This window comes from Streptomyces sp. H27-H5, assembly GCF_026627505.1.
Lineage (GTDB): Bacteria > Actinomycetota > Actinomycetes > Streptomycetales > Streptomycetaceae > Streptomyces.
This window is the reverse complement of sequence record NZ_JAPNLK010000099.1, coordinates 1-21,013: the sequence shown is the minus strand read 5'-3', so window position 1 is coordinate 21,013 and position 21,013 is coordinate 1. Positions and strand designations below refer to the sequence as shown.

Annotated in this window: 23 protein-coding genes; 14 read left to right on the top strand and 9 right to left on the bottom strand. The window is 71.8% G+C overall.

The genetic code is table 11. The annotated features are described in order from the left end of the window. The first annotated feature begins 216 nt into the window (after nt 1–216). The 3 genes from OTB19_RS34410 (at nt 217) to OTB19_RS34400 (ending at nt 3,147) form a co-directional block, all read left to right on the top strand. Nucleotides 217–1,569, top strand: a complete 1,353-nt coding sequence (locus tag OTB19_RS34410) for an aspartate aminotransferase family protein (protein WP_267802658.1) — start codon at nt 217–219, stop codon at nt 1,567–1,569. 123 nt (nt 1,570–1,692) lie between these two features. After that, nucleotides 1,693–2,358, top strand: coding sequence for a GntR family transcriptional regulator (locus OTB19_RS34405; RefSeq protein ID WP_267802657.1), 666 nt, complete (start codon nt 1,693–1,695; stop codon nt 2,356–2,358). Between the two features lie 138 nt (nt 2,359–2,496). Further along, nucleotides 2,497–3,147, top strand: coding sequence for a hypothetical protein (locus OTB19_RS34400; protein WP_267802656.1), 651 nt, complete (start codon nt 2,497–2,499; stop codon nt 3,145–3,147). A gap of 110 nt (nt 3,148–3,257) precedes the next feature. On the opposite strand, the gene OTB19_RS34395 is transcribed toward OTB19_RS34400, so the two are convergent. Then, nucleotides 3,258–3,983, bottom strand: a complete 726-nt coding sequence (locus OTB19_RS34395; RefSeq protein WP_267802655.1) for an SLATT domain-containing protein — start codon at nt 3,981–3,983, stop codon at nt 3,258–3,260. A gap of 255 nt (nt 3,984–4,238) precedes the next feature. Between OTB19_RS34395 and OTB19_RS34390 the strand changes: the two genes are divergently transcribed. From OTB19_RS34390 to OTB19_RS34360, 7 genes are all read left to right on the top strand, one after another. Further along, nucleotides 4,239–4,583: a YbaB/EbfC family nucleoid-associated protein gene (locus OTB19_RS34390; protein WP_078998671.1), complete on the top strand. Its 345-nt coding sequence runs from the start codon at nt 4,239–4,241 to the stop codon at nt 4,581–4,583. A 58-nt stretch (nt 4,584–4,641) separates the two neighbouring features. Next, a complete protein-coding gene (gene recR / locus OTB19_RS34385; RefSeq protein WP_267802654.1) occupies nt 4,642–5,241 on the top strand; it encodes a recombination mediator RecR in 600 nt (199 codons plus the stop codon). Further along, a complete protein-coding gene (locus OTB19_RS34380; RefSeq protein WP_267802653.1) occupies nt 5,234–5,920 on the top strand; it encodes a DUF5063 domain-containing protein in 687 nt (228 codons plus the stop codon). The genes recR and OTB19_RS34380 overlap by 8 nt, the downstream gene beginning before the upstream one ends. Nucleotides 5,921–6,012: 92 nt before the next feature. Beyond that, the gene (locus OTB19_RS34375; protein ID WP_267802652.1) at nt 6,013–7,287 is read left to right on the top strand and encodes an aspartate kinase; all 1,275 of its coding nucleotides are present in this window, start codon (nt 6,013–6,015) and stop codon (nt 7,285–7,287) included. Then, the gene (locus OTB19_RS34370) at nt 7,284–8,360 is read left to right on the top strand and encodes an aspartate-semialdehyde dehydrogenase (RefSeq protein WP_267802651.1); all 1,077 of its coding nucleotides are present in this window, start codon (nt 7,284–7,286) and stop codon (nt 8,358–8,360) included. The genes OTB19_RS34375 and OTB19_RS34370 overlap by 4 nt, the downstream gene beginning before the upstream one ends. Before the next feature lie 268 nt (nt 8,361–8,628). Further along, nucleotides 8,629–9,348 (top strand): SigE family RNA polymerase sigma factor, encoded by a 720-nt coding sequence (locus OTB19_RS34365; RefSeq protein WP_420716970.1) that lies wholly within the window; start codon nt 8,629–8,631, stop codon nt 9,346–9,348. Continuing rightward, complete coding sequence (locus tag OTB19_RS34360) at nt 9,345–10,439, top strand: hypothetical protein (protein WP_267802649.1); 1,095 nt, start codon at nt 9,345–9,347, stop codon at nt 10,437–10,439. The genes OTB19_RS34365 and OTB19_RS34360 overlap by 4 nt, the downstream gene beginning before the upstream one ends. Here OTB19_RS34360 and OTB19_RS34355 read toward each other — a convergent pair. Next, nucleotides 10,411–11,223 (bottom strand): SURF1 family protein, encoded by an 813-nt coding sequence (locus tag OTB19_RS34355; protein ID WP_267802648.1) that lies wholly within the window; start codon nt 11,221–11,223, stop codon nt 10,411–10,413. The genes OTB19_RS34360 and OTB19_RS34355 overlap by 29 nt on opposite strands. Nucleotides 11,224–11,265: 42 nt before the next feature. Continuing rightward, a complete protein-coding gene (locus OTB19_RS34350) occupies nt 11,266–13,086 on the bottom strand; it encodes a prolyl oligopeptidase family serine peptidase (protein ID WP_267802647.1) in 1,821 nt (606 codons plus the stop codon). Nucleotides 13,087–13,178: 92 nt separating this feature from the next. Here OTB19_RS34350 and OTB19_RS34345 point away from each other — a divergent pair, with 92 nt between their 5' ends. From OTB19_RS34345 to codA, 3 genes are all read left to right on the top strand, one after another. Further along, nucleotides 13,179–13,379 carry a hypothetical protein gene (locus OTB19_RS34345; RefSeq protein ID WP_053676933.1) on the top strand — a complete coding sequence of 67 codons (201 nt, stop codon included), beginning with the start codon at nt 13,179–13,181 and terminating at the stop codon, nt 13,377–13,379. A gap of 98 nt (nt 13,380–13,477) precedes the next feature. Next, a complete protein-coding gene (locus OTB19_RS34340) occupies nt 13,478–13,645 on the top strand; it encodes a hypothetical protein (protein ID WP_267802646.1) in 168 nt (55 codons plus the stop codon). A 163-nt stretch (nt 13,646–13,808) separates the two neighbouring features. Continuing rightward, nucleotides 13,809–15,128, top strand: a complete 1,320-nt coding sequence (codA, locus tag OTB19_RS34335) for a cytosine deaminase (RefSeq protein WP_267802645.1) — start codon at nt 13,809–13,811, stop codon at nt 15,126–15,128. Nucleotides 15,129–15,194: 66 nt separating this feature from the next. Here codA and OTB19_RS34330 read toward each other — a convergent pair whose 3' ends face one another. After that, nucleotides 15,195–15,842, bottom strand: a complete 648-nt coding sequence (locus OTB19_RS34330) for a TetR/AcrR family transcriptional regulator (RefSeq protein WP_267802644.1) — start codon at nt 15,840–15,842, stop codon at nt 15,195–15,197. Between the two features lie 117 nt (nt 15,843–15,959). Between OTB19_RS34330 and OTB19_RS34325 the strand changes: the two genes are divergently transcribed. Then, on the top strand, nt 15,960–16,505 hold the full coding sequence (locus OTB19_RS34325) for a DUF5956 family protein (RefSeq protein WP_267802643.1): 546 nt from the start codon (nt 15,960–15,962) through the stop codon (nt 16,503–16,505). A gap of 30 nt (nt 16,506–16,535) precedes the next feature. Here OTB19_RS34325 and OTB19_RS34320 read toward each other — a convergent pair whose 3' ends face one another. From OTB19_RS34320 to OTB19_RS34300, 5 genes are all read right to left on the bottom strand, one after another. After that, nucleotides 16,536–17,603 carry a sulfite oxidase gene (locus OTB19_RS34320; protein WP_267802642.1) on the bottom strand — a complete coding sequence of 356 codons (1,068 nt, stop codon included), beginning with the start codon at nt 17,601–17,603 and terminating at the stop codon, nt 16,536–16,538. Between the two features lie 511 nt (nt 17,604–18,114). Continuing rightward, complete coding sequence (locus tag OTB19_RS34315; protein ID WP_267802641.1) at nt 18,115–18,447, bottom strand: MazG-like family protein; 333 nt, start codon at nt 18,445–18,447, stop codon at nt 18,115–18,117. A gap of 26 nt (nt 18,448–18,473) precedes the next feature. Continuing rightward, nucleotides 18,474–19,292 carry an endonuclease/exonuclease/phosphatase family protein gene (locus OTB19_RS34310; protein ID WP_267802640.1) on the bottom strand — a complete coding sequence of 273 codons (819 nt, stop codon included), beginning with the start codon at nt 19,290–19,292 and terminating at the stop codon, nt 18,474–18,476. Nucleotides 19,293–19,302: 10 nt separating this feature from the next. Next, the gene (gene tmk / locus OTB19_RS34305) at nt 19,303–19,902 is read right to left on the bottom strand and encodes a dTMP kinase (RefSeq protein WP_267802638.1); all 600 of its coding nucleotides are present in this window, start codon (nt 19,900–19,902) and stop codon (nt 19,303–19,305) included. Next, a complete protein-coding gene (locus OTB19_RS34300; protein WP_267802637.1) occupies nt 19,899–20,882 on the bottom strand; it encodes a radical SAM protein in 984 nt (327 codons plus the stop codon). Before OTB19_RS34300 ends, tmk begins: the two co-directional genes overlap by 4 nt. Nucleotides 20,883–21,013: the final 131 nt, after the last annotated feature.

Sequence of the window (21,013 nt, the reverse complement as noted above, 5' to 3'; positions counted from 1 at the left end):
CGTGCCCTGAGGCGCTTTGTGTCCTGCGGTGTGCCAGGGCGGGTGGGGTGGGGGGTCCGTCGCGCCGTCACCCTGACTGCGACAGAATCCTGTCATGACGACAGCATGCTGTCAATGGGCATTCGATCCGGTGCAGACAGACTGCCGAGGGGTGGCCCCCACCCCCATACAGTCCGCCGATATCCCTCCCCACCTGCGCACTTTTAGCGTGACCGCATGACCCCTCATGTCACCGGCGCCTCCGTCAAGGCCGCCGACCGCGCCCACGTCTTCCACTCCTGGTCCGCCCAGGCCCTGATCGACCCGCTCGCCATTGCCGGGGCCGAGGGGTCGTACTTCTGGGACTACGACGGCAACCGCTTCCTCGACTTCTCCTCCCAGCTGGTGAACACCAACATCGGCCACCAGCACCCCAAGGTCGTCGCCGCGATACAGGAGCAGGCCGCCCGGCTCTGCACCCTCGCGCCCGGCTTCGCCGTCGACGTCCGCTCCGAGGCCGCACGCCTCATCGCCGAGCGGACCCCCGGCGACCTCGACAAGATCTTCTTCACCAACGGCGGCGCCGAGGCCGTCGAGAACGCCGTACGGATGGCCCGGCTGCACACCGGCCGCCAGAAGGTGCTGTCCACCTACCGCTCGTACCACGGGGCCACGGCCGCCGCGATCAACCTCACCGGCGACCCGCGCCGTTGGCCCTCGGACACGGCCGCGGCCGGCGTCGTGCACTTCTGGGGTCCGTTCCTCTACCGCTCACCCTTCCACGCCACCACCGAGGCCGAGGAGTGCGCCCGCGCCCTGACCCACCTCGCCGACACCATCGCCTTCGAGGGCCCGGCGACCATCGCCGCGATCATCCTGGAGAGCGTCCCCGGCACCGCCGGGATCATGACCCCGCCGCCCGGCTACCTGGCCGGCGTCCGCGAGCTGTGCGACCGCCACGGCATCGTGTTCATCCTCGACGAGGTCATGTCGGGCTTCGGTCGCACCGGCAAGTGGTTCGCCGCCGACCACTGGGACGTCGCCCCCGACCTGATCACCTTCGCCAAGGGCGTGAACAGCGGCTACGTGCCGCTCGGTGGCGTGGCCATCTCGGCCGCGATCGCGGAGACCTTCGCCACACGCCCCTACCCGGGCGGTCTGACGTACTCCGGTCACCCGCTCGCCTGCGCCGCCGCCGTCGCGACGATCAACGCGATGGAGGAGGAGGACGTCGTCGGGAACGCCGCCCGGATCGGGGAGCAGGTGATCGGACCGGCGCTCGCCGAGATGGCCGAGCGGCACCCCTCGGTCGGGGAGGTCCGGGGGCTGGGCGCGTTCTGGGCGCTGGAGCTCGTGCGGGACAAGTCGACGCGGGAGCCGCTGGTTCCGTACAACGCGGCCGGTGCGGACAACGCGCCGATGGCCGAGTTCGCGGCCGCCTGCAAGGCGTCCGGTCTGTGGCCTTTTGTCAACATGAACCGGACGCATGTCGTCCCCCCGTGCACGATCACGGAAACCGAGGCCAAGGAGGGTCTGGCCCTGCTGGACGCGGCGCTGGAGGTCGCCGACCGGCACACGGTCGACGCGTAGGGATGCGGACGGAGGGCGTCCGGATATCGGGCGTCATATCCGTATACCGGCCACAAACCGTTCGGTTTCGGCCGCGCTGCCTGGCCTAAGGTGTCCGAAGTTCTACGGAGGAGACGGACCCCTATGCCAGGCAGCGGCGCTGTCACCCGCAACACACTTCGCCGGCAGATCGCGGACGCGCTGCGGGACGAGGTGCTCGCGGGACGCCTGCCCCCGGGGACCGAGTTCACGGTCAAGCAGATCGCCGAGCAGTACGAGGTCTCCGCGACCCCGGTGCGCGAGGCGCTCGTCGACCTCTCGGCGCAGGGGCTGTTGGAGTCCGTGCAACACCGGGGGTTCCGGGTCCGGACGTACTCCGTCGACGACTTCCGGGGCATGATCGAGGCCCGGATGCTGATCGTGGACGGGATATTCCGCCGGCTCGTCGAACGCGGCGCCGGCCCGGGGGCGGGCGAGATGCTCGTCTCCGTGCGACGCCGGGGCGAAGAGGCCCGACGGGCCGCGCAGAGCGGTTCGCTCGAAGTGCTGATCGGCTACGACCTGCGCTTCTGGCGGGAGTTGAGCGGGCTGGTCGGCAACACCTACATATCCGAGTTCCTGCACCGGATACGCGTGCAGTGCTGGGTCTTCTCCGTCCCCCACCTCCAAGGCACGGCGGACATGCGCAGCGCCCTGTGGGACGGCCACCGCGAACTGGTGGAGGCGGTCACGCGGGCGGACGCGACGGAGGTGCGCCGGATCGTGCACGCGTACAACCAACACGGGCTGGACTGGGCGGCCGGACTGTAGCCGCCCCGGGTGGGCGGAGCCCGTGCCCGGGCCCGGCCGGGGGCCGGCGGACGCCCTCAGGTTCTGCGGACCTCTTCGCTGAGCGTGTCCGGCGCACTACGCTGGCGGAATCGGCGGCAACGACTGATCGGAGCCCGAGTGGCCTGTGACCTGTGGCTGGTCCCCCTTGTCGACGTGCTGTGCCACAGCCCCGACAACCCCTTCGCGGAAGAGATCGCCTCGTACGACAAGGCGTTGGGCGCGGCGGGACTTCCATCCGTGCCCGTGTTCGCGTACATGCCGGGGCTCTCCGGCGATGTCGCTCCGGTGGCCGGTTTCGACTACGACGCCCTGCACTTCCTGCGGAGGGCGTACCTGCTCCAGATCTGTGGACTGCCGGTGACCCCGGTGGACGAGCTGGGCGGTGACTACGAGCAGCTCCTGGAGATGTTCGAGTCGACGGCGCAGCAGTCGCACCTGGTGTGGCACTACGACCACGCGGGCGCGTACGTGCCGGTGGACTTCGCGGCTCCGCTGGCCAACGAGGAACTGCTGGCCGGGGGCGGCCCGCTGGGGTCCGCCCAAGGCCTGCTGCGGGAACTGGCCCTGGTCGCTCCGGCGATCGGGATAGACCCGGGGAACCCGCCGGCGGCGCCCGCTCCGCCGGGGCGGCCGACGTCCCTGGAGGAGCCCGCCGGGCCGATCCCGTACGACGACAGTCCGTTCGCGCGGGAGAGACACGTGTGGCTGGGACTGCACGCGGCGGCGACGCGCAGCCTGGCCCAGGGCTCGATGATCATCTTCAGCTGACCGGCGACCGGCGACCGGCGACCGGCGACCGGCGACCGGCGACCGGCGACCGGCGACCGGCGACCGGCGACCGGTCCGAGCCGTCCCGCCCGTCGGGGCGGCCCCCGCTCTCAGCGGGGCTGCTCCGGCGGGCGCTGGCGGGGCATGTTCGGCCGGGTGCCGGGCGGGAGCGGGAACCTGCCGGCCGGGATGCCCGGGTCGGTGCGGGCCGGAGACGTGGTCAGGGACTGCATCACCAGCGGCGCCGGCCCGGCCCGGAATTCCACCATCCAGTCCGCCGTCTCCGAGCGGACCAGATCCGTGACGTCCTCCGAGAAGCGCCGCAGCACCGTCAGGCACCGCTCCGCCGCCTCGCTCGCCGTGCCCTCCGTGGGGCCCAGCACCTCCCGCACGTTCTCCGAGGCCCAGTCGAACTGCAACGCCTGGAGTCGCCGCTGCACGGCCTGGGCCGTGGCGACGTCCCGCATCCACCCGGAGGTCAGACCGAAGAACCGGTCGCAGGCCAGGCACGCGGCCGCCAGCAGCAGACACAGGTACCCGTACGAGGCCGCGCCCGGCGCCGAGCCCGTCAGCTCCAGCAGCGGCATCGCCGCCCCCGTCACGGCTCCCGCGGCGGCGCCCACCCGCAGCGCCCGGGCCCCCCGCCGCTTCCACGCCCGGTCGGCCAGATACCACTCGGCGGTGCGCAGGGCATCGGCCTCGACCCGCCGGTAGAGCTCGTCGAGCCGCTCGGCGGGCTCGCCCCAGTCCCCGAGAGGGAACGGTCGCCCGGTCAGGTCGCCGTCCTCTGCGGGATCCCGGGGTGGCCCCTCGGGCTGCATCTCCGGCTGACTCACCGGGCACTCCCTCTGCCTGCGCTGACGTGTCGTGGTGCGCGTGTGCGCAATGGTGCGCATGCTCTTCCTACCTTCGAATGACACGCGATGGACGACGAATCCCGGGTTTTCCGCTCGCAAGGAGGTCTCCATCAGGTACGCGCGCCCCCCGTCTCTCACTCGAAAGAGTTGGTCCTCACGGCGTAGGGCGCGCCGCGCGGGGAGCACGTAGGCTCGGATTGACCAAGCGTTCCCAAGGTGTGGAGTGAGTGCCCTGTGATTTCCGGTGGTGGCCAGCCCGACATGCAGCAGCTGCTCCAGCAGGCCCAGAAGATGCAGCAGGACCTCGCCGCGGCCCAGGAGGCCCTGGCCGAGGCCGAGGTCGAGGGACAGGCGGGCGGCGGCCTCGTGAAGGCCACCGTCAACGGTTCCGGCGAGCTGCGCGCGCTCGTGATCGACCCGAAGGCCGTGGACCCCTCGGACACCGAGACCCTCGCCGACCTGGTGGTCGCGGCGGTCCAGGCGGCCAACGAGAACGCCCAGGCGCTCCAGCAGGAGAAGCTGGGCCCCCTGACCGCGGGTCTGGGCGGCGGCAGCGGCATTCCGGGCCTTCCGTTCTAGACCCCTTCCGGCCCCCGCGGCCGGACCGTGAAACCCCACAGCGAAAGAAGGCAGTCCGTTGTACGAAGGCGTGGTCCAGGACCTGATCGACGAACTGGGCAGGCTGCCCGGCGTCGGGCCCAAGAGCGCGCAGCGGATCGCCTTCCACATCCTGCAGACGGAGCCCACCGACGTCCGTCGCCTCGCGCACGCGCTGCTCGAAGTGAAGGACAAGGTCCGCTTCTGCGCGGTGTGCGGGAACGTGGCGCAGGAGGAGCGGTGCGGGATCTGCCGTGACCCCCGCCGCGACACGACGGTCATCTGTGTCGTGGAGGAGCCGAAGGACGTCGTCGCGATCGAGCGGACCCGCGAGTTCCGGGGCAAGTACCACGTCCTCGGCGGGGCGATCAGCCCGATCGAGGGCGTAGGTCCGGACGACCTGCGGATCCGTGAGCTGCTGACGCGCCTGGCGGACGGCACCGTGACCGAGCTGATCCTGGCCACGGACCCGAACCTGGAGGGCGAGGCGACCGCCACCTACCTCGCCCGCATGATCAAGCCCATGGGCCTGAAGGTCACCCGCCTGGCCAGCGGGCTCCCCGTCGGGGGAGATCTGGAGTACGCGGACGAGGTCACGCTGGGGCGGGCCTTTGAAGGAAGGCGACTTCTCGATGTCTGACGCAACGCTGCACGCCCTGGGTCAGGACCCGGACGACTTCGCCGTCCAGATCGCGGACCAGATCGAGTCCTTCATCGTCGCGGTCACCGAGGTGGCCAAGGGCGAGGACCCGGACAGCGCCGTGCCCTTCCTCCTCCTGGAGGTCTCGCAGCTGCTGCTGGCGGGCGGCCGGCTGGGCGCGTACCAGGACGTCCTGCCCGACGAGCGCTACGAGCCGGACCTCGGACCGGAGCCGGACGTGGACGAGCTGCGCGAGCGGTTCGCCTACATGCTGGACCCGGTCGACGTGTACTCCGAGGTCTTCGACCCGTACGAGCCGCGCAAGGTCCCGGTCGCGCACCGGATCTCCGACGACCTCGCGGACGTGGTCGCCGACCTGCGGCACGGGTTGGCGCACTACCGGGCGGGCCGGACGACCGAGGCGCTGTGGTGGTGGCAGTTCTCGTACTTCTCCAACTGGGGCTCGACGGCCTCGGCGACCCTGCGCGCGCTCCAGTCGCTCGTGGCCCACGTACGGCTGGACCAGCCGCTGGAGGAGCTCGACGGTCTGGACACCGACGAGGACCTGACCGAGGACGATCTCGCGGAGCAGGCGGGGCGCGTGATGGTCGAGGAAATCGCAGGTCCGCTGGGTCTGGGCGGCAATCGAAGCCGCGGCGCGAGCGAACCCATCCTTTGATCGTTTAGTCTCATGATGTGGTACGAAGCGGTCGGATCGCGGCCGCTCGTTAGACTGCACCAGCAATGAGACGGACTGAGCGAGGAGCGCACGTGGGCCTTGTCGTGCAGAAGTACGGAGGTTCCTCCGTAGCGGATGCCGAAGGCATCAAGCGTGTCGCCAAGCGAATCGTGGATGCCAAGAAGAACGGCCACCAGGTGGTCGTCGTGGTATCCGCGATGGGCGACACGACGGACGAGCTGATCGATCTCGCCGAGCAGGTGTCCCCGATGCCTGCCGGCCGCGAATTCGACATGCTGCTGACCGCCGGAGAGCGGATCTCCATGGCCCTGTTGGCCATGGCGATCAAAAACCTGGGCCACGAGGCCCAGTCGTTCACGGGCAGCCAGGCAGGTGTCATCACCGACTCGGTGCACAACAAAGCGCGCATCATCGATGTCACGCCGGGCCGAATCCGCACCGCGCTGGACGAGGGCAACATCGCCATCGTCGCCGGTTTCCAGGGCGTGTCGGCGGACAGCAAGGACATCACCACCCTCGGACGGGGCGGCTCGGACACGACTGCCGTGGCGCTCGCCGCGGCGCTCGACGCCGAGGTCTGCGAGATCTACACCGATGTCGACGGCGTCTTCACCGCGGACCCCCGCGTCGTGAAGAAGGCCAGAAAGATCGACTGGATCTCCTCCGAGGACATGCTGGAGCTGGCGGCCTCCGGGTCCAAGGTGCTGCTGCACCGCTGCGTCGAGTACGCACGCCGCTACGACATCCCGATCCACGTCCGTTCGTCCTTCTCCGGACTGCCGGGCACGTGGGTCAGCAACGAGAATCCGCAAGGGGACGAGCCGGTGGAGCACGCCATCATCTCCGGAGTCGCTCATGACGTCTCCGAAGCCAAGATCACGGTCGTAGGCGTTCCGGACAAGCCGGGCGAGGCCGCGGCGATCTTCCGTGCCATCGCGGACGCCGAGATCAACATCGACATGATCGTGCAGAACGTGTCCGCCGCCTCCACGGGCCTGACGGACATCTCCTTCACCCTCCCCAAGACCGAGGGCCACAAGGCCATCGACGCCCTGGAGAAGGCGAAGGGCGCGATCGGCTTCGAGTCCCTGCGCTACGACGACCAGATCGGCAAGATCTCCCTGGTCGGCGCGGGCATGAAGACCAACCCGGGCGTCACGGCCTCGTTCTTCCAGGCCCTGTCCGACGCGGGCGTGAACATCGAGCTGATCTCCACCTCGGAGATCCGCATCTCGGTCGTCACCCGCCAGGACGACGTCAACGAGGCCGTCCGCGCCGTGCACACGGCCTTCGGACTCGACTCCGACAGCGACGAGGCCGTCGTCTACGGAGGCACCGGACGATGACGCCGACCCGGTCGACCCCGGCACCGGCACTCGCCGTGGTCGGGGCGACCGGAGCGGTCGGTTCGGTCCTGCTCGGGATCCTGTCCCAGCGGGCCGACGTCTGGGGAGACATCCGCCTGATCGCCTCCCCCCGCTCGGCCGGCCGTGTGCTGGCCGTGCGCGGGGAGGAGATCGAGGTGCTCGCCCTCACCGAGGACGCCTTCGACGGCCTCGGACCGGGCGACGTCGTGATCTTCCTGACCCCGGCCGACGTCTCGGCGCGCTGGGCGCCCGTCGTCACCACGCGCGGAGCCGTGGCCGTGGACCAGTCGCCCGCCTTCCGGGACGACCCCAAGGTGCCGCTGGTGGTGCCCGAGGTGAACGGCCACGCCGTACGGATGCGGCCGCGCGGCATCGTGGCGGGCCCGGACTGCGTGACCGCCTCGATGATCGCCGCGCTGGGCGCGCTGCACGCCGAGTACGGGCTGGCCGACCTGGTCGTCTCCTCGTACCAGGCCGCGAGCGCCGCGGGCCGGGGCGGAACCGAGACACTGCGCCGCCAGATGTCGCTGGTGGCGGGGACCTCCCTGGGGGAACAGCCCGGGGACGTGCGCCGTGCCGTGGGCGAGGACACCGGCCCCTTCGCGGCCCCGCTCGCCCTGAACGTGGTGCCCTGGTCCGGTGAGCTGCGCGAGGACGGCTGGTCCTCGCACGAACTGGCCGTACGGGCGGAGACCCGGCGGATCCTCGACCTCGCGGACCTGCCGATCGCGGTGACCTGCGTACAGGTCCCGGTGCTGACCGGGCACTCCCTGTCGGTGCGGGCCCGGTTCGAGCGCGAGGTGGACGCCGGGCACGCGCGGGAGATCCTGGAGGCGGCGCCCGGGGTGGTCCTGGTCGACGAGCCCGCCGCGGGGGAGTTCCCCACTCCCGTGGACGCGGCCGGCACGGACCCGGCCTGGGTGGGACGAGTACGGGCCTCGCTCGACGACCGGCGGGCCCTGGAGTTCTTCGTTTGTGCGGACAATCTCCGCAAAGGCGCGGCCCTGAATGCGACGCAGATCTCGGAACTGATTGCGGGTGAATTTGCGTAATTCGCTTTGTAGGATCGGTGTCGATCCCTTGATCAAGGTGATGGCCCGACTGCCGCCTGGATAAATGGGGCAACCGGGAAGAGCGGGTACGCATGAGCGCAATGGGGATATTGCCGGAAACTCTGGCTCGCGCGTACAACCCTGACGGGGGGACGCGTGTCCAACAGGCGTGGCAGAGGCATTGCTCGACTTCACCGTCATACCGGTGCGTACCGGGCTCATTCCCCCGCGCCGGCGATCGGACGTGCCCGGCGGCCTTCCTGTGATCGTGCCCGTCCCGCCGGCGAGCGCGGCGACGTCCACGCCGTCCGTCGTACCGATCCGGGGCGGCCGCGTGCCCTCACCCCGGGATAGCGCCGGCGCCCCCGGGAGCAACGCCCCAGACGACACGGCGGTCAAGGCCGCCCCGAACGCGGTCGAGCCGGGCAGCGCCCAGGCCCGCCCGGCGCACCCGGACGCGGCGGGCGCCGACACCGAGAAGGTCGTCGTGGCCGGCACCACGGTCGACCACCTCACCGAGACGTACCAGGCCCACTACCGCTCTCTCCTGGGCCTGGCCGCCCTGCTCCTCGACGACACCGCCTCCTGCGAGGACGTGGTCCAAGAGGCCTTCATCCGCGTCCACTCGGCCCGCAACCGGGTCCGGGACCGCGACAAGACCCTGGCCTACCTGCGCCAGACCGTCGTCAACCTCTCCCGCTCCGCGCTGCGCCGCCGCATCCTCGGCCTGAAGCTGCTGTCCAAGCCGATGCGGGACATGGCCAGCGCGGAGGAGGGCGCCTACGACCAACTGGAACGGGACGACCTGATCAAGTCCATGCGGGGGCTCCAACGACGCCAGCGCGAGGTCCTCGTGCTGCGCTACTTCGCGGACATGACGGAGGTTCAGGTCGCCGAGACACTCGGCATATCGCTCGGCTCGGTGAAGGCGTACGGATCGCGGGGCATTGCCGCGCTGCGGGTGGCGATGGAGGCTGCGCAGTCATGATGGACGACCGGAAGAACGACGCCGAAGGCGCCGACGAACAGGCGCTGCGGAGCCTGCTGAGCGGAGCCGTCCAAGGCCTGGAGCCGTCCGAGGGGGCGCTGGAGCGACTGCGGTACGCCGTCCCCGCGCGCCGGGCCCGCAAACGGCAGGTCCTCGTCTGCGCCGCCGCCGCGGCCGTACTGGCCGGCGCGGCCGTCCCGGCCGCCCTGCACCTGGCCGGCGGCCAGGGCTCCGCCACCGACCACTCCGCCATGGCCGGGCACGGGCAGCAGCAGGACGGCGACAGCGGGGGCACCTCCGCCCCGCACCAGAACGGCTCGGGCAAGTCCGCCGCCCAGCCCACCTTCCGCCCGGGGACGGGCCAGACCGCCGGCGGCACGCCGTCCCCGCAGCCGAGCGGCTCCCCGTCCGACAGCGTCGTGGCGGGCCCGTCCGGCACGGCCTCCGCCGGCGCCGCGAGCGGTTCGGACGTCACCCCGAGGCCCCCGGTGGGAGCGGCCGGCGTGGTGCCCGGATGCTCCGCCGACCAGCTGGGGGTGCTGGGCAGTGCCCGCGCCCCCCGGGCCGACGGCAAGGTGTACGGCAGCTTCAAGGTCACCAACGTCTCCGGCCGGGACTGCACGGTCACCGGCCCGGACACCGTCACCGCCGCCTCCGTGGCGAGGTCGGCCCCGCCCGCGCAGGGCTCCGGGGTCACCGTGCTCAGCCACACCGCCGGGGACCCGGCGAGCGGACTGCTGCCCGACCCGGCCGTCGAGTCCGCCACGGTGGTCCTCGAACCGAACGCCGCGTACGAGGTGCGGTTCGCCTGGGTGCCCTCGGCCCAGTCCTGTCCGGCGGCATCCGCCGGACCGACGGGCAAGCCCCCGGCGGGCGGCACGGGCGAGCCCCCGGCCGGCACCCAGGGCGCCGGCGCCGACGGGGCGGCCGCGGACCCGGTGAACGGCGGCGCGAGCCCGGACCCGACCGGCGTGGCCGTGTCCCACACCCCCGAGGCGGGGGCGCCGACCACGCAGACGACGATCCCCGACGCCTGCGGCGGGACGGTCTACCGGACGGGCGCTATCGCGCTGGGGGCGTCGACGCAGTAGCGGCGGGGGCGGGTTCCGCGGCGACCGGCTCCGCCGGCAGCAGGCCCGCCTCCGTGTCGCGCAGGGTCTCCACCTCGCGCCGGTAGAGCCGGAACCACATGAAGAGCACGAACGCGGCGAAGACGAACCACTCGCCGGTGTAGCCGAGGTTCTGGAAGGCCTTGAGGTCCAGGCCGGTGTTGGTCGGCGCCTTCGCGGGCACCGGAACCATCCCGTCCGACGGGGTCTGCACCGTCAGCCAGGCGTCGTACAGCGGCTCCTGCACCATGTTGACCAGCGTCGCGGCGCCGATCACCCCGAGCTGCCCGGCCGGCAGACCGCCCTGCGAGTACACGCCCTTGGTCCCGGAGTTCTCCGACGCCTGGAGCGCCCCGGTCACCTCGACCCGCCCGCTCGGCGCGGCCGGCGCCTTCGCCGGGTCCGCGGTGCCCGGCAGCCAGCCCCGGACCACCGGGACGGCCTTGCCGGAGTCGGTCTTCAGCAGGGTCAGGACGTAGAACCCGGACTTCCCGTCGAGCTGCCGTTCCGGGACGAGCAACTGCCGCCCGTACACACCGGACGCCGAAGCCGGCCGCCCGGAGGTCTCGGTGTCCACCGGCAGCAGCGAGTCCAGCGGCGCGGCCGCCCGGTCGGCGGGCCGTGCGGCGGACGCCTCCCGGTGGGTGTCGACGCGGTCCTCGAACCGGCCGAGCTGCCAGGTCCCCATGAACAGGCAGAAGGGGACACCGAGCGCGACGAAGACGTTGATCCCCCACCAGCGCGGGGTCAGGAGAAACCGGTGCACCCCACCACGGTACGGGGGGTGCACCGGTCATCGGCTGCCGGGTCAGGCCGGAAGGTGCTTCAGCGCGAACTCCAGGTCCATCCGCACCTGCTTGATCCGCTCCTCCACGACCAGCGAACCGTGCCCGGCGTCGTACCGGTACACCTCGTGCACCGCCCCGCGCGCCGCGAGGCGGTCCACGTAGTTCTCGATCTGCCGGATCGGGCACCGCGGGTCGTTGAGGCCCGCCGCGATGTGCACGGGCGCCTTCACCGAGTCCACGTACGTCAGCGGGGAGGACGCCTCGAAACGGTCCGGGACCTCCTCCGGAGTGCCGCCGAAGAGGGTGCGGTCCAGGGACTTCAGCGCCTCCATCTCGTCGTGGTACGCCGTCACGTAGTCCGCGACCGGCACCGCCGCCAGCCCCACCGCCCAGGCGTCCGGCTGGGTCCCCAGGCCCAGCAGCGTCAGGTACCCGCCCCACGAGCCGCCGGACAGCACCAGCCGCGCCGGATCCGCCAGACCGGACGCGACGGCCCACTCCCGGACGGCCGCGATGTCCTCCAGCTCGATCAGACCGACCCGGTGCTTGAGGGCGTCGGTCCACTCGCGCCCGTAGCCCGTCGAACCCCGGTAGTTGACCCGGACCACCGCGAAGCCGTGGTCGAGCCAGGCCGCCGGGGTCGCCAGGAACGAGTCGGTGTCGTGGTGGGTCGGGCCGCCGTGGATCTCGAAGATCGTCGGGAAGGGGCCGTCCCCGCGGCCCGTCGGCCGCTGCGCGAGCGCGTGGATCCGACCGCCCGGGCCCTCCACCCACACGTCCTCCACCGGCACCGAGCCCGGCGGCCTGAAACCGGGCGGGTCCAGCACGACGCCGCCCGCCGTGGACCGCACGGCCGCCGGCTCGGCCGCCGAGGACCACTGGTACTCCACCGACCCGTCCGGGCGGGCCGTCGCGCCGGACACCGAACCCGGGGGAGTCTCCACCGGGACGAGGGACCGCGAGTCCAGGTCGTAGCGCCACAGCTCGCCGCGCGCCTCGAAGTCGTGCGACACCAGCAGCGCCGAACCGTCCGGGTACCACTCGGCGCCCACGTCGCCCGGCAGCTCGATCCCCAGGTCGGTCTCGGTGCCCGTGGCCACGTCCCAGATCATCGGCTCCCAGCGGCCGCGCCGCTGGTGGGCGACGAGCAGCCGGGTGTCGCCGGCGACCGGGGCGAAGCCGAGCACGCCCAGCCCCAGCTCCACCGTGCCGCCCTTCGAGTCGTCGAGCTCCGCGACCGCGGACCCGTCGAGGGTGACGACGCGCAGCGCCGAGTGCATCGCGTCGCCGTGCTCGGTGTGCTCGATGACCAGCAGGGTCCCGTCGCGGGACAGGTCGCCCACGCCGGCGGATTCGCGGTGCCGGTAGATCACGGCCGGCGCGCCGCCGCCCGGCCGGACGACGTGGACGGTGGTGCCCTCCTCGTCGGTGGACCGGCCGACGACGGCCGTGCCGTCGCGGCCGATCGCGAGTCCGGCGGGGTACGAGGGCTCCAGACCGGGCGTGGCCGGCGTGTCGGGGCCGCCCGCGAACGGCTGGCGGACCCAGGTGCCGAACTCGTCACCGTCGGTGTCGGAGAACCACCAGATCCACTCGCCGTCGGGGGAGAGGGTGCCGTCGGTGGTGCCGTTCGGACGGTCCGTGGCCTGACGTTGGGCACCGGTGGCGCGGTCCCAGGCGTACAGCTCGTAGGTCCCGGTCGCGTTGGAGACGAACAGGGAACGGTCCGGCGCGTCCTCGGCCCACTCGGGCAGCCCGACGCGCGGGGCCCGGAAGCGCTTCTCCCAGTCGGGCATGGCGGGCGTGTCTGCGAAGGCGTCTGCGTCAGTCATGCCCCCCATGTAACCCGATCGGCGCTGTCGGATGGTCCCGGCGCCCGGAAGGCGGCAGCGTGGGCGGGGATCCCACCCGCCGTCCTCAAGGAGGAACGATCATGGCGAAGCAGCCCAAGGAGCAGTCCGACATGTCGGGCGACAGCGGCTCCTCGCGTTCGCGGATGTCGAAGAGCTCGGACCAGCAGAGCAAGGGCAGGATCGAGGACATCGCCGAGGCCCAGGCCCGGGCGATGGACGAGGACGCGCGCCGTTCGCGGGGAATGAAGCCCCCGTCGTCCGGATCGCAGCGCGGCGGCTGAGTCCGCCGAACGGGTGACGGGCCCTCCGGATGCCCCCTGGCCGGAACGGAGGGACAGTGGAGTACGTACGTCTTTCCGTGCGCCGAGGAGGAGTGGTCATGGCCAGGAAGGCTCGCGGCGAACATCACGGCCACCAGGATTCCGAGCGCGCGCTGGCGAAGAACACGGCGGCCGAGGCCCGCGCCAAGGCCGCGGTCAGGGATGTGCAGTCGATCTCCGCGAAGACCCGGGGCATGCAACAGAAGGCCCAGGCCAAGCGCGGCTGACCGACCACGTCACCGACCCGTCACGGCGCCGTTCCACCGCCCGTCACCCCGTCACCGGCCCGCGGTTTCCCACCGGAAACCGCGGGCCGTCGGCGTTCGGGCGATGACGCCGCCCCGGCCCGCCTGAGGCCCACCCGGCCGCCCCCGGTCGTACGCTGACGCCATGCGGATGATCGTCCGGGGCGCCCGGCTGTTGACCGACCACCACACCGCCGGCGGCGACGGACTCAGCGACGTGGAGGTCGCGGAGGACGGCCGGATCGCCCGCGTCCTCCCGCACGACGACCAGAAGGAGCCACCCGCCACCGGCGTCCTGATCGAGGCGCACGGCGGCCTGCTCACCGCCCCCTTCGTCGAGCCGCACATCCACCTCGACACCGCCCTCACGGCCGGCGAGCCGCGCCCGAACGCCTCCGGCACCCTCTGGGAGGGCATCGCCTGCTGGAGCGAGCGCAAGCGGACCCTGACCCGCGAGGACGTCATCGCCCGCGCCACCGAGGTGCTGCGCTGGCAGGCGGCCCAGGGCGTGCTGCACGTACGCACCCACTGCGACATCACCGACCCGCGGCTCACCGCCCTCGACGCGCTGCTGGAGGTCCGGGACCGGGTACGGGACGTCATGACCCTGCAGATCGTCGCCTTCCCGCAGGAGGGCATCGTCTCCTTCCCCGACGGCGAGGCGCTGCTGCGCGAGGCGGTCCGGCGCGGCGCGGACGTGGTCGGCGCGATCCCGCACTTCGAGGACACCCGCGAGGACGGGGTGGCCTCGCTCGGGATCGCCTTCGCGCTCGCCGAGGAACGGGGCCTGCGCGTCGACGCGCACTGCGACGAGATCGACGACGCACAGTCCCGCTTCGTGGAGGTCCTGGCCACGCTCGCGCTGCGCACCGGGCTGCGCGAACGCGCGACGGCCTCCCACACGACCGCCATGGGTTCCTACGGCGGCGCGTACAGCTTCAAACTCCAACGGCTGCTGTCCCGCGCCGGGATCAACCTCGTCTCCAACCCGTTCGCGAACCTCAACCTCCAGGGCCGCTTCGACGCCTATCCCAAACGGCGCGGCCTCACCCAGGTCAAGGAGATGCTGGCGGCCGGGGTGAACGTGGCCTTCGGCCACGACGACGTGATGGACCCCTGGAACGCCCTGGGCACCGGCAACCCGCTCCAGACCGCCCTCGTCGGCGTGTACGCAGCCCAACTCACCGGGGCCGACGAGATCCCCCGCGCCTTCGAGATGGTGACCGACCGCGCCGCGCGGGTCCTCGGCCTGTCCGCGACCGAGTACGGCATCACCCCGGGCGCCCCGGCCTCCTTCGTCCTGCTGCCGGCCGAGTCGCCCACCGAGGCGATCCGCCGCCAGGTCCGACCCCGATACGTCGTCTCGCGCGGCACCGTCCTCGCCGAGAACCCGCCCGCCCCGACCCGCCTGCTGTCCTGGCCCGGCGAACCGGGCCCGTCGGAAGTGGACTTCAGACGACCGTGAGCCGCCGCCCGGGCGCGGCGGCGGACGCGCCTGGGTCGCGCCGCGGCGCCCCGGATCCGAGCGGTCTCAGATCCCCCGCTCCAACATCGCGATCACGTCCTGGCCCGCGTCGTGGACCTGCTCCGGGGTGACCCCGCGCAGCGGACCGTCGATCACCAGCGCCGCCAGCCCGTGCACCGCCGACCAGACGAGGAACTCCGCGCCCGGGCGACGCTCGGCGGGCAGCGCACCGACGTCCACGAGCCCGTCCAGGGCGGCGCCGAGCAGCTCGAAGGGGGTGAGCCCGCCCTCGCCGGCGGCGGTGATGTCGGTGGCGTGGACCATGTCGGCCGGGACGTGGAACGCCGTCCGGAACCAGCCCGGTTCGGTGACGGCGAAGCGGAGGTACCCCGTCCCCACCGCCCGGAAGCGTGCCCGCGCCACCGCCGCGGGATCCCCGGCGGACGGGAGGGCGTCGATCTCGGCCTCCATCGCCCGCGCTACGTGCGCCATCGCCGCCTGCGAGACCGCGTGCACCAGCGCCCCCCGGTCGGCGAAGTGCCGGTACGCGGCGTTGGGCGACACCCCGGCCCGCCGGGTGACCTCGCGCAGCGAGACCGCGTCGGGCCCGCCCTCGCGGGCCAGTTCCAGAGCCGCGTCGAGCAGGGCGCTGCGGAGGTTGCCGTGGCGGTAGGTGGCGCGCTTGGGCGTCGGTTCGGTGGCCGGTGCGGGCATGGGATCGTCGATTCCAAAGATGTGGACAGCGTCTACTTGTGCCCCAGCGTACGCCCGGGACCGCCGGGACCCCGCAGGGTCACGCACATCGGCCACCCCGTCGGATAGCGTGCCCGCATGTCCTGGGACGAGACCGGATCACCCCACCCGCTCGCACAGCGCCGCACCGGACGCAGCGAACAGGAACCGGACCGACTGCCCGAGATCAGGGAACTGGCGGTGCTCGGCTGGGAGCCCGCACCCGAGAACGCGACGTGGGTCTTCCTCCCCTACGTCTGGCCCCCGAGCGCCCGCACCTGGATCCCGGACCGCGGCACCCACTGGGCCGTGGAGAGCGAACTGGACGGCCGCGGCCACATCACGCGCGTGGAGTGCGCCCCGCTCCCGGCCGAGGACGTGGACCTCCTCGACGCCGAATCCGTGACGGCCCTCGCCGACCTCGGCCTGCCGCCCCGCCCCCGGGGCCGGCTGTGGCTGCTGCGCCCCGTCGGCCCCTTCGACACGGTCGACGCCGTCCTCGACCACCTCCACCGGCTGGCCGAGGACCGCGCGGTCGACACCCGCACCCGGGAGTTCGTCACCCTGGTCCGCACGGAACTCGACGCCTACCCGGCCCCGGACACCTCCACGGCCCCGCTCGCCGACCCGGACCGTCAGCGCTGAATCTCCTCACACCCGCCGGGAGCCGAACGGTCACCCCTGCGGAGCGCACACCACCGCCACCCGCTGCACCGCGTTGTTGCCGAAGCCGCCCCGGTTCCAGACCTGTTCGAGCGGCTGCCGCCGCCCCTCGGCGTCCGTGGCCCGTACGGCCAGGGTGTGTTCACCCGGCGTCGCCTCCCACACCCCGCGCCAGGCCTGCCAGGCACAGCGCCCGCCGAACGGCGTCGCCACCTCGAAGTCGACCCAGTTCAGGCCCGCGTCGGCACTGAACTCCACCCGAACCACCGGCCCGTACCCCGACCACGCCCGGCCCGCCACCGGCACCGACCCGGGCCGCACGACACGGGTACGGGACATGAAGTCGGGGAAGCCCGGCGGCGCCATCAGGGCGCGCGGCTCGATCAGGGTCACGGGCTCCCCGGCCTCGTCGGGCGACTGCCGGAACCGGTAGGCCACGGACTGCTGGAACCCCGCGAACGGCGCGTCGACCAGCGTGATGTCCGTCAGCCACTTCACCTGGGCCATGCCGTACCAGCCGGGCACCACCAGCCGCAGCGGATACCCGTGCTGCGGCGGCAGCGGCCGCCCGTTCATCTCGTACGCGACCAACACGTCCGCGTCGATCGGCAGCGGCAGGCTCCGCCGGTAGTCCTGCTCCACACCGCGCTCGAACCCGTGGTCGGCGCCCCTGAACACCGCCTCGACCGCGTCCGGCTCCACGCCCGCCTCGGCGAGCAGCCCGCCCAGCGCCACCCCCGTCCAGTCGGCGGTCCCCACCGCCTCGACCAGCCAGGGCTGGCTCACCGGCCGCGGCGACAACCGCGCCCGCCCGTTCCCGGCACACTCCATGGTCACCCGCCGCGTGACGGCCGGCCGGGCCCGCAGCTCGTCCGGCCCCCACTCCACCGCCGTCCGCACCCGCCCACCCACCCGCAGCCGCCACCCGCCCGCGTCGGCCGCGGGGATGTCGTAGTGCACCAGCACGTAGTGCAGCCCGGCCGGCGTCACCTCGTAACGCAGCGCCTCCAGGGGCAGACCGTGGTTGCGGGCGGCCAGCGCCAGCTCGTCCGCCCCGATCCCCTCCCCGACCGCGGCCACCCGACCCGGCCCACCGACACCCCCGGGGATGCCCTCTCCATCCCTTCATGCTCCCCCGAAACCACCCCACCGGCCCCCGCACGCATCCGACACGCCCCGACCACCGGGCCCCGGAAACGCAGAAAGGGCCTGACCCGCAATGCGGATCAAGCCCTTGACCTGGTCTTACGAAGTCGGGGTGGCGGGATTTGAACCCACGACCTCTTCGTCCCGAATTAGGGACGCCAGGTAAAGGGGACAGAGCCGCAACGCCCTGACCTGCACAGTAGCACCGAGAAACCCCAGGTCAGGGGCGCGCGTTCAACGCCGCCCCCCATCCCGGCACCTCTGGACGACTGTTGAGATACGTCCGGCATACCTCTCGCTTCTTCAAGATCACACCCAGTTCACACCCGGAATCGGCAGAGGTACGCCACAAGTGTGCGCAGGTGAGAGCCCGTACAAGCCGACGGCCCACACCCAGAACGGATGCGGGCCGCGACACCCGGGGCACGAGCGCCCCGGGCCAGGATCAGGACGCCGGGATGCGGTCCACGAGGGCCGTGAGGCGGGCGTCCAGGGTCTTGGCCCCGTCCGGGTCGATGGTGGCCAGCGCCACCAGCGTCGTGACCGCCACGTCCACCAGCTCCTTCGTCACGTCCTCCCAGGTGTGGGAGCTCCCCTTCCTCGGGTTCGAGCCGAGCGCCCCGTGAAGAGCCTCGGCCACCTCCCCGAACTCCTCGCCGATCTTGAGCACGCGCATCATCGTGCGCTCCCGCTCGGTGAGGTCGCCGGCGTTCTCGTCCAGCCATCCCTTGATACGGACGATCCGGTCCCAGGTCTCGCCGTGCATCGTGTCGCTCATGTCGTCCCCTTTGGTCGTGGTGCGGATCAGAACAGGGCCTCGGTCACCACCGGCACGTCCACCGGGTCGGCCACGACCAGGGGAGCCGCGGCGCTGATGGCGAGCTGCACCGTCAGCGCGGAGTGATCGGTGAGGCGATCCTCCATGGTGCGCGGTTCGTGGACGTACGAGCACCCGCGCAACCGGCCCACGATCCGCCGGGACACGTGGGCGTGGTCGTACCTGTAGCCGTCCCCGGTCCGCCCGACCCACGAATAGTCCAGCAGCTCCGGGTGCAGGTGCCGGAACGCGTCCACGTAACAGGCCGTCCCGAGCCACTCATAGAACTCGTACTCGAACGGGGCGAAGAACCGGTACGCCGGGACGTGCCCGGGTTCCAGGACGTTGAAGTCACCCAGGACCACCCGGTTCGCGGTCCGACCGTCGAGGAGGTTGTCCCGACAGTCCTGGAGGAACGACCGCTTCCGCTCGATCTTCTCGTCGCTTGCGTTCCGGGACGGCACGTACAACCCGATGACGTCCAGCGGACCATCCTCGGTGTCCACCGTGACACCGGCCGCCCGGTACGGCAGGACTCCCACCCCCGTCTCCAAGGGCCGGGTCTCCAGCCGGCTCACGATCATCACCCCCCGCTCACGCCCCTCGGGCCGAGGGAACGTGACCGAGTACCCGGCCGACCGGAACCTGTCCTCCAGCAGGGAACAGCCGGCACTGTCCGCCGTCTCGGTGAGGACCAGCACCTGCTCCGGCCGGGCGGCCAGATAGGCGAGCTGCCGCCCGGCACGCTCCCGGCCGGGGTTGTTCAGGTTGAACGTCAGCACGTCGAGCGTGCCCAGGCTGGTCACGAACTGCCCCTCATCCACGGTTATGGATCGCGGCCACGATCGCGCGCGCGATGTCTTCCGGCCCTGCGGTGCTGGCATCGAGCTGGAGGACTCGCACCCCGAAGGACGTAAGGAACCTAGCGGCCTCACGGAACATCGCGCACTCCCGCTCGCTGCTCCCCGGCTCCCGCTCGTACCGGCTGTGCGCCCCCCGCTCGGTCAACCTCTTCTCGACCACGTCCGTACGGGCGTTGATGACGACCGCGAGGTCCGGCATGTCCGCGTGCCGGGACAGCTCCCACACCACGTCCCGGCTCACTCCGTCGATGACCTGGAGCACGAGGGACGAAGCCACGTACCGGTCACAGACGACGATCTCCCCACGGGCGAGCGCCGGCCGGATCTCCTCCTCCACGTGCATGTACCGGTCGGCGGCGATCAAGCACGCCATGCTCATCCCCCGGTACAGGTCAGTCCCGTTGCGCGCGGGCGTCCCCAGAGACGCGTCACTGGGCTCCCTCGTCGCGTGCACGGCCGCGCCCTCGGCGCGCAGCATCTCCACCACCAGGGCGGCCACGGTGGACTTCCCGACCCCGCCGGGGCCGTCGAGGGTGATGAACCGGCCGCTCATGACACGCCGATCAAGGGCAGTACGCGGGTCTGCTTCGGGACGACCGGGCACAGCTCGGTGTCGACGGCACCGATCCTCTCGCCGGACGCCACCACGGCGGCCGGACAGCCCTTCCCGCACGACGAGGACATCGCGCAGGCCCCGCACGTCGCGTTGCCGCCCAGGTCCCACCGGTCGGAGAACTTCCCGTACGCGTCCAGGCGGTCCGCGACGTCGCCGTGCTCCCACACGTTGCCGACGATGAAGTCGGAGTCGGGATGCTTGGACGCCGTGGTCCGCGCGGCGAACACCAGGTACGGGCAGATCGCCATGGCCCCGTCCGTGAAGACGTAGACGATGTTCCCCGCCTCGCACCCGCCCAGCGGCTTGTCCTCGTTGGGGAACCGGATGTTGACCATCTCCATCCCGTCCGCCTCGAACGGGGCCGTCATCCTGGCAATCTCCCGCATCTGCTCGTCCGGGGTGCGCAGCCGGCCCTGGGCCCGCTTCGACTGGCCGCGGCCCATGTTCCCGAGCGGGTTCATCAGGACGTACGTGGCGCCCTGATCCCTGGCGAACTCCACCAGCTTGCGGTACTCCTCGTCCTCCGCGAGGGAGTTGGGCGTGCACAGCAACCCCTGGAGGATGCCGGCCGCCGCGAACCGCTTGATCGTGTCGATGGTCTCCGCGAAACACCCCGGGAGCCCCCGGAAGATGGAATGCGACTCCTCGGCGAACCCGTCCAGCGACACGTTCATGTGGGCGTCCAGCTCCACCAGGGCGGCGATCTGCTCGTCGCTGCACATGGTGCCGTTGGTGCACACCCCCACCGACATGCCGGCCGCCCGGAACGCGCCGATGATCTCGATCAGGTCCGGGTGCATGAACGGCTCACCCCCGGTGACCGTGATCTTGGTGACGCGTGCCTCGGTGAGCTGGGGGATCAGCTTGTTCCGGATGTCGTCCAAGGGCATGTACGTGCCTCGCTTCGTCGCCGTCACGAAGCAGCCCTCTCTGTCAAAGTGACTCAAGCCAGGCATACTGGATGATTCATTGAGTTGAGGGTGGAGAAGGAGTAGTGCCCACAGTGGCCAGCACTGATGACCACGGGATACCGGATCCGCAGGTAGAA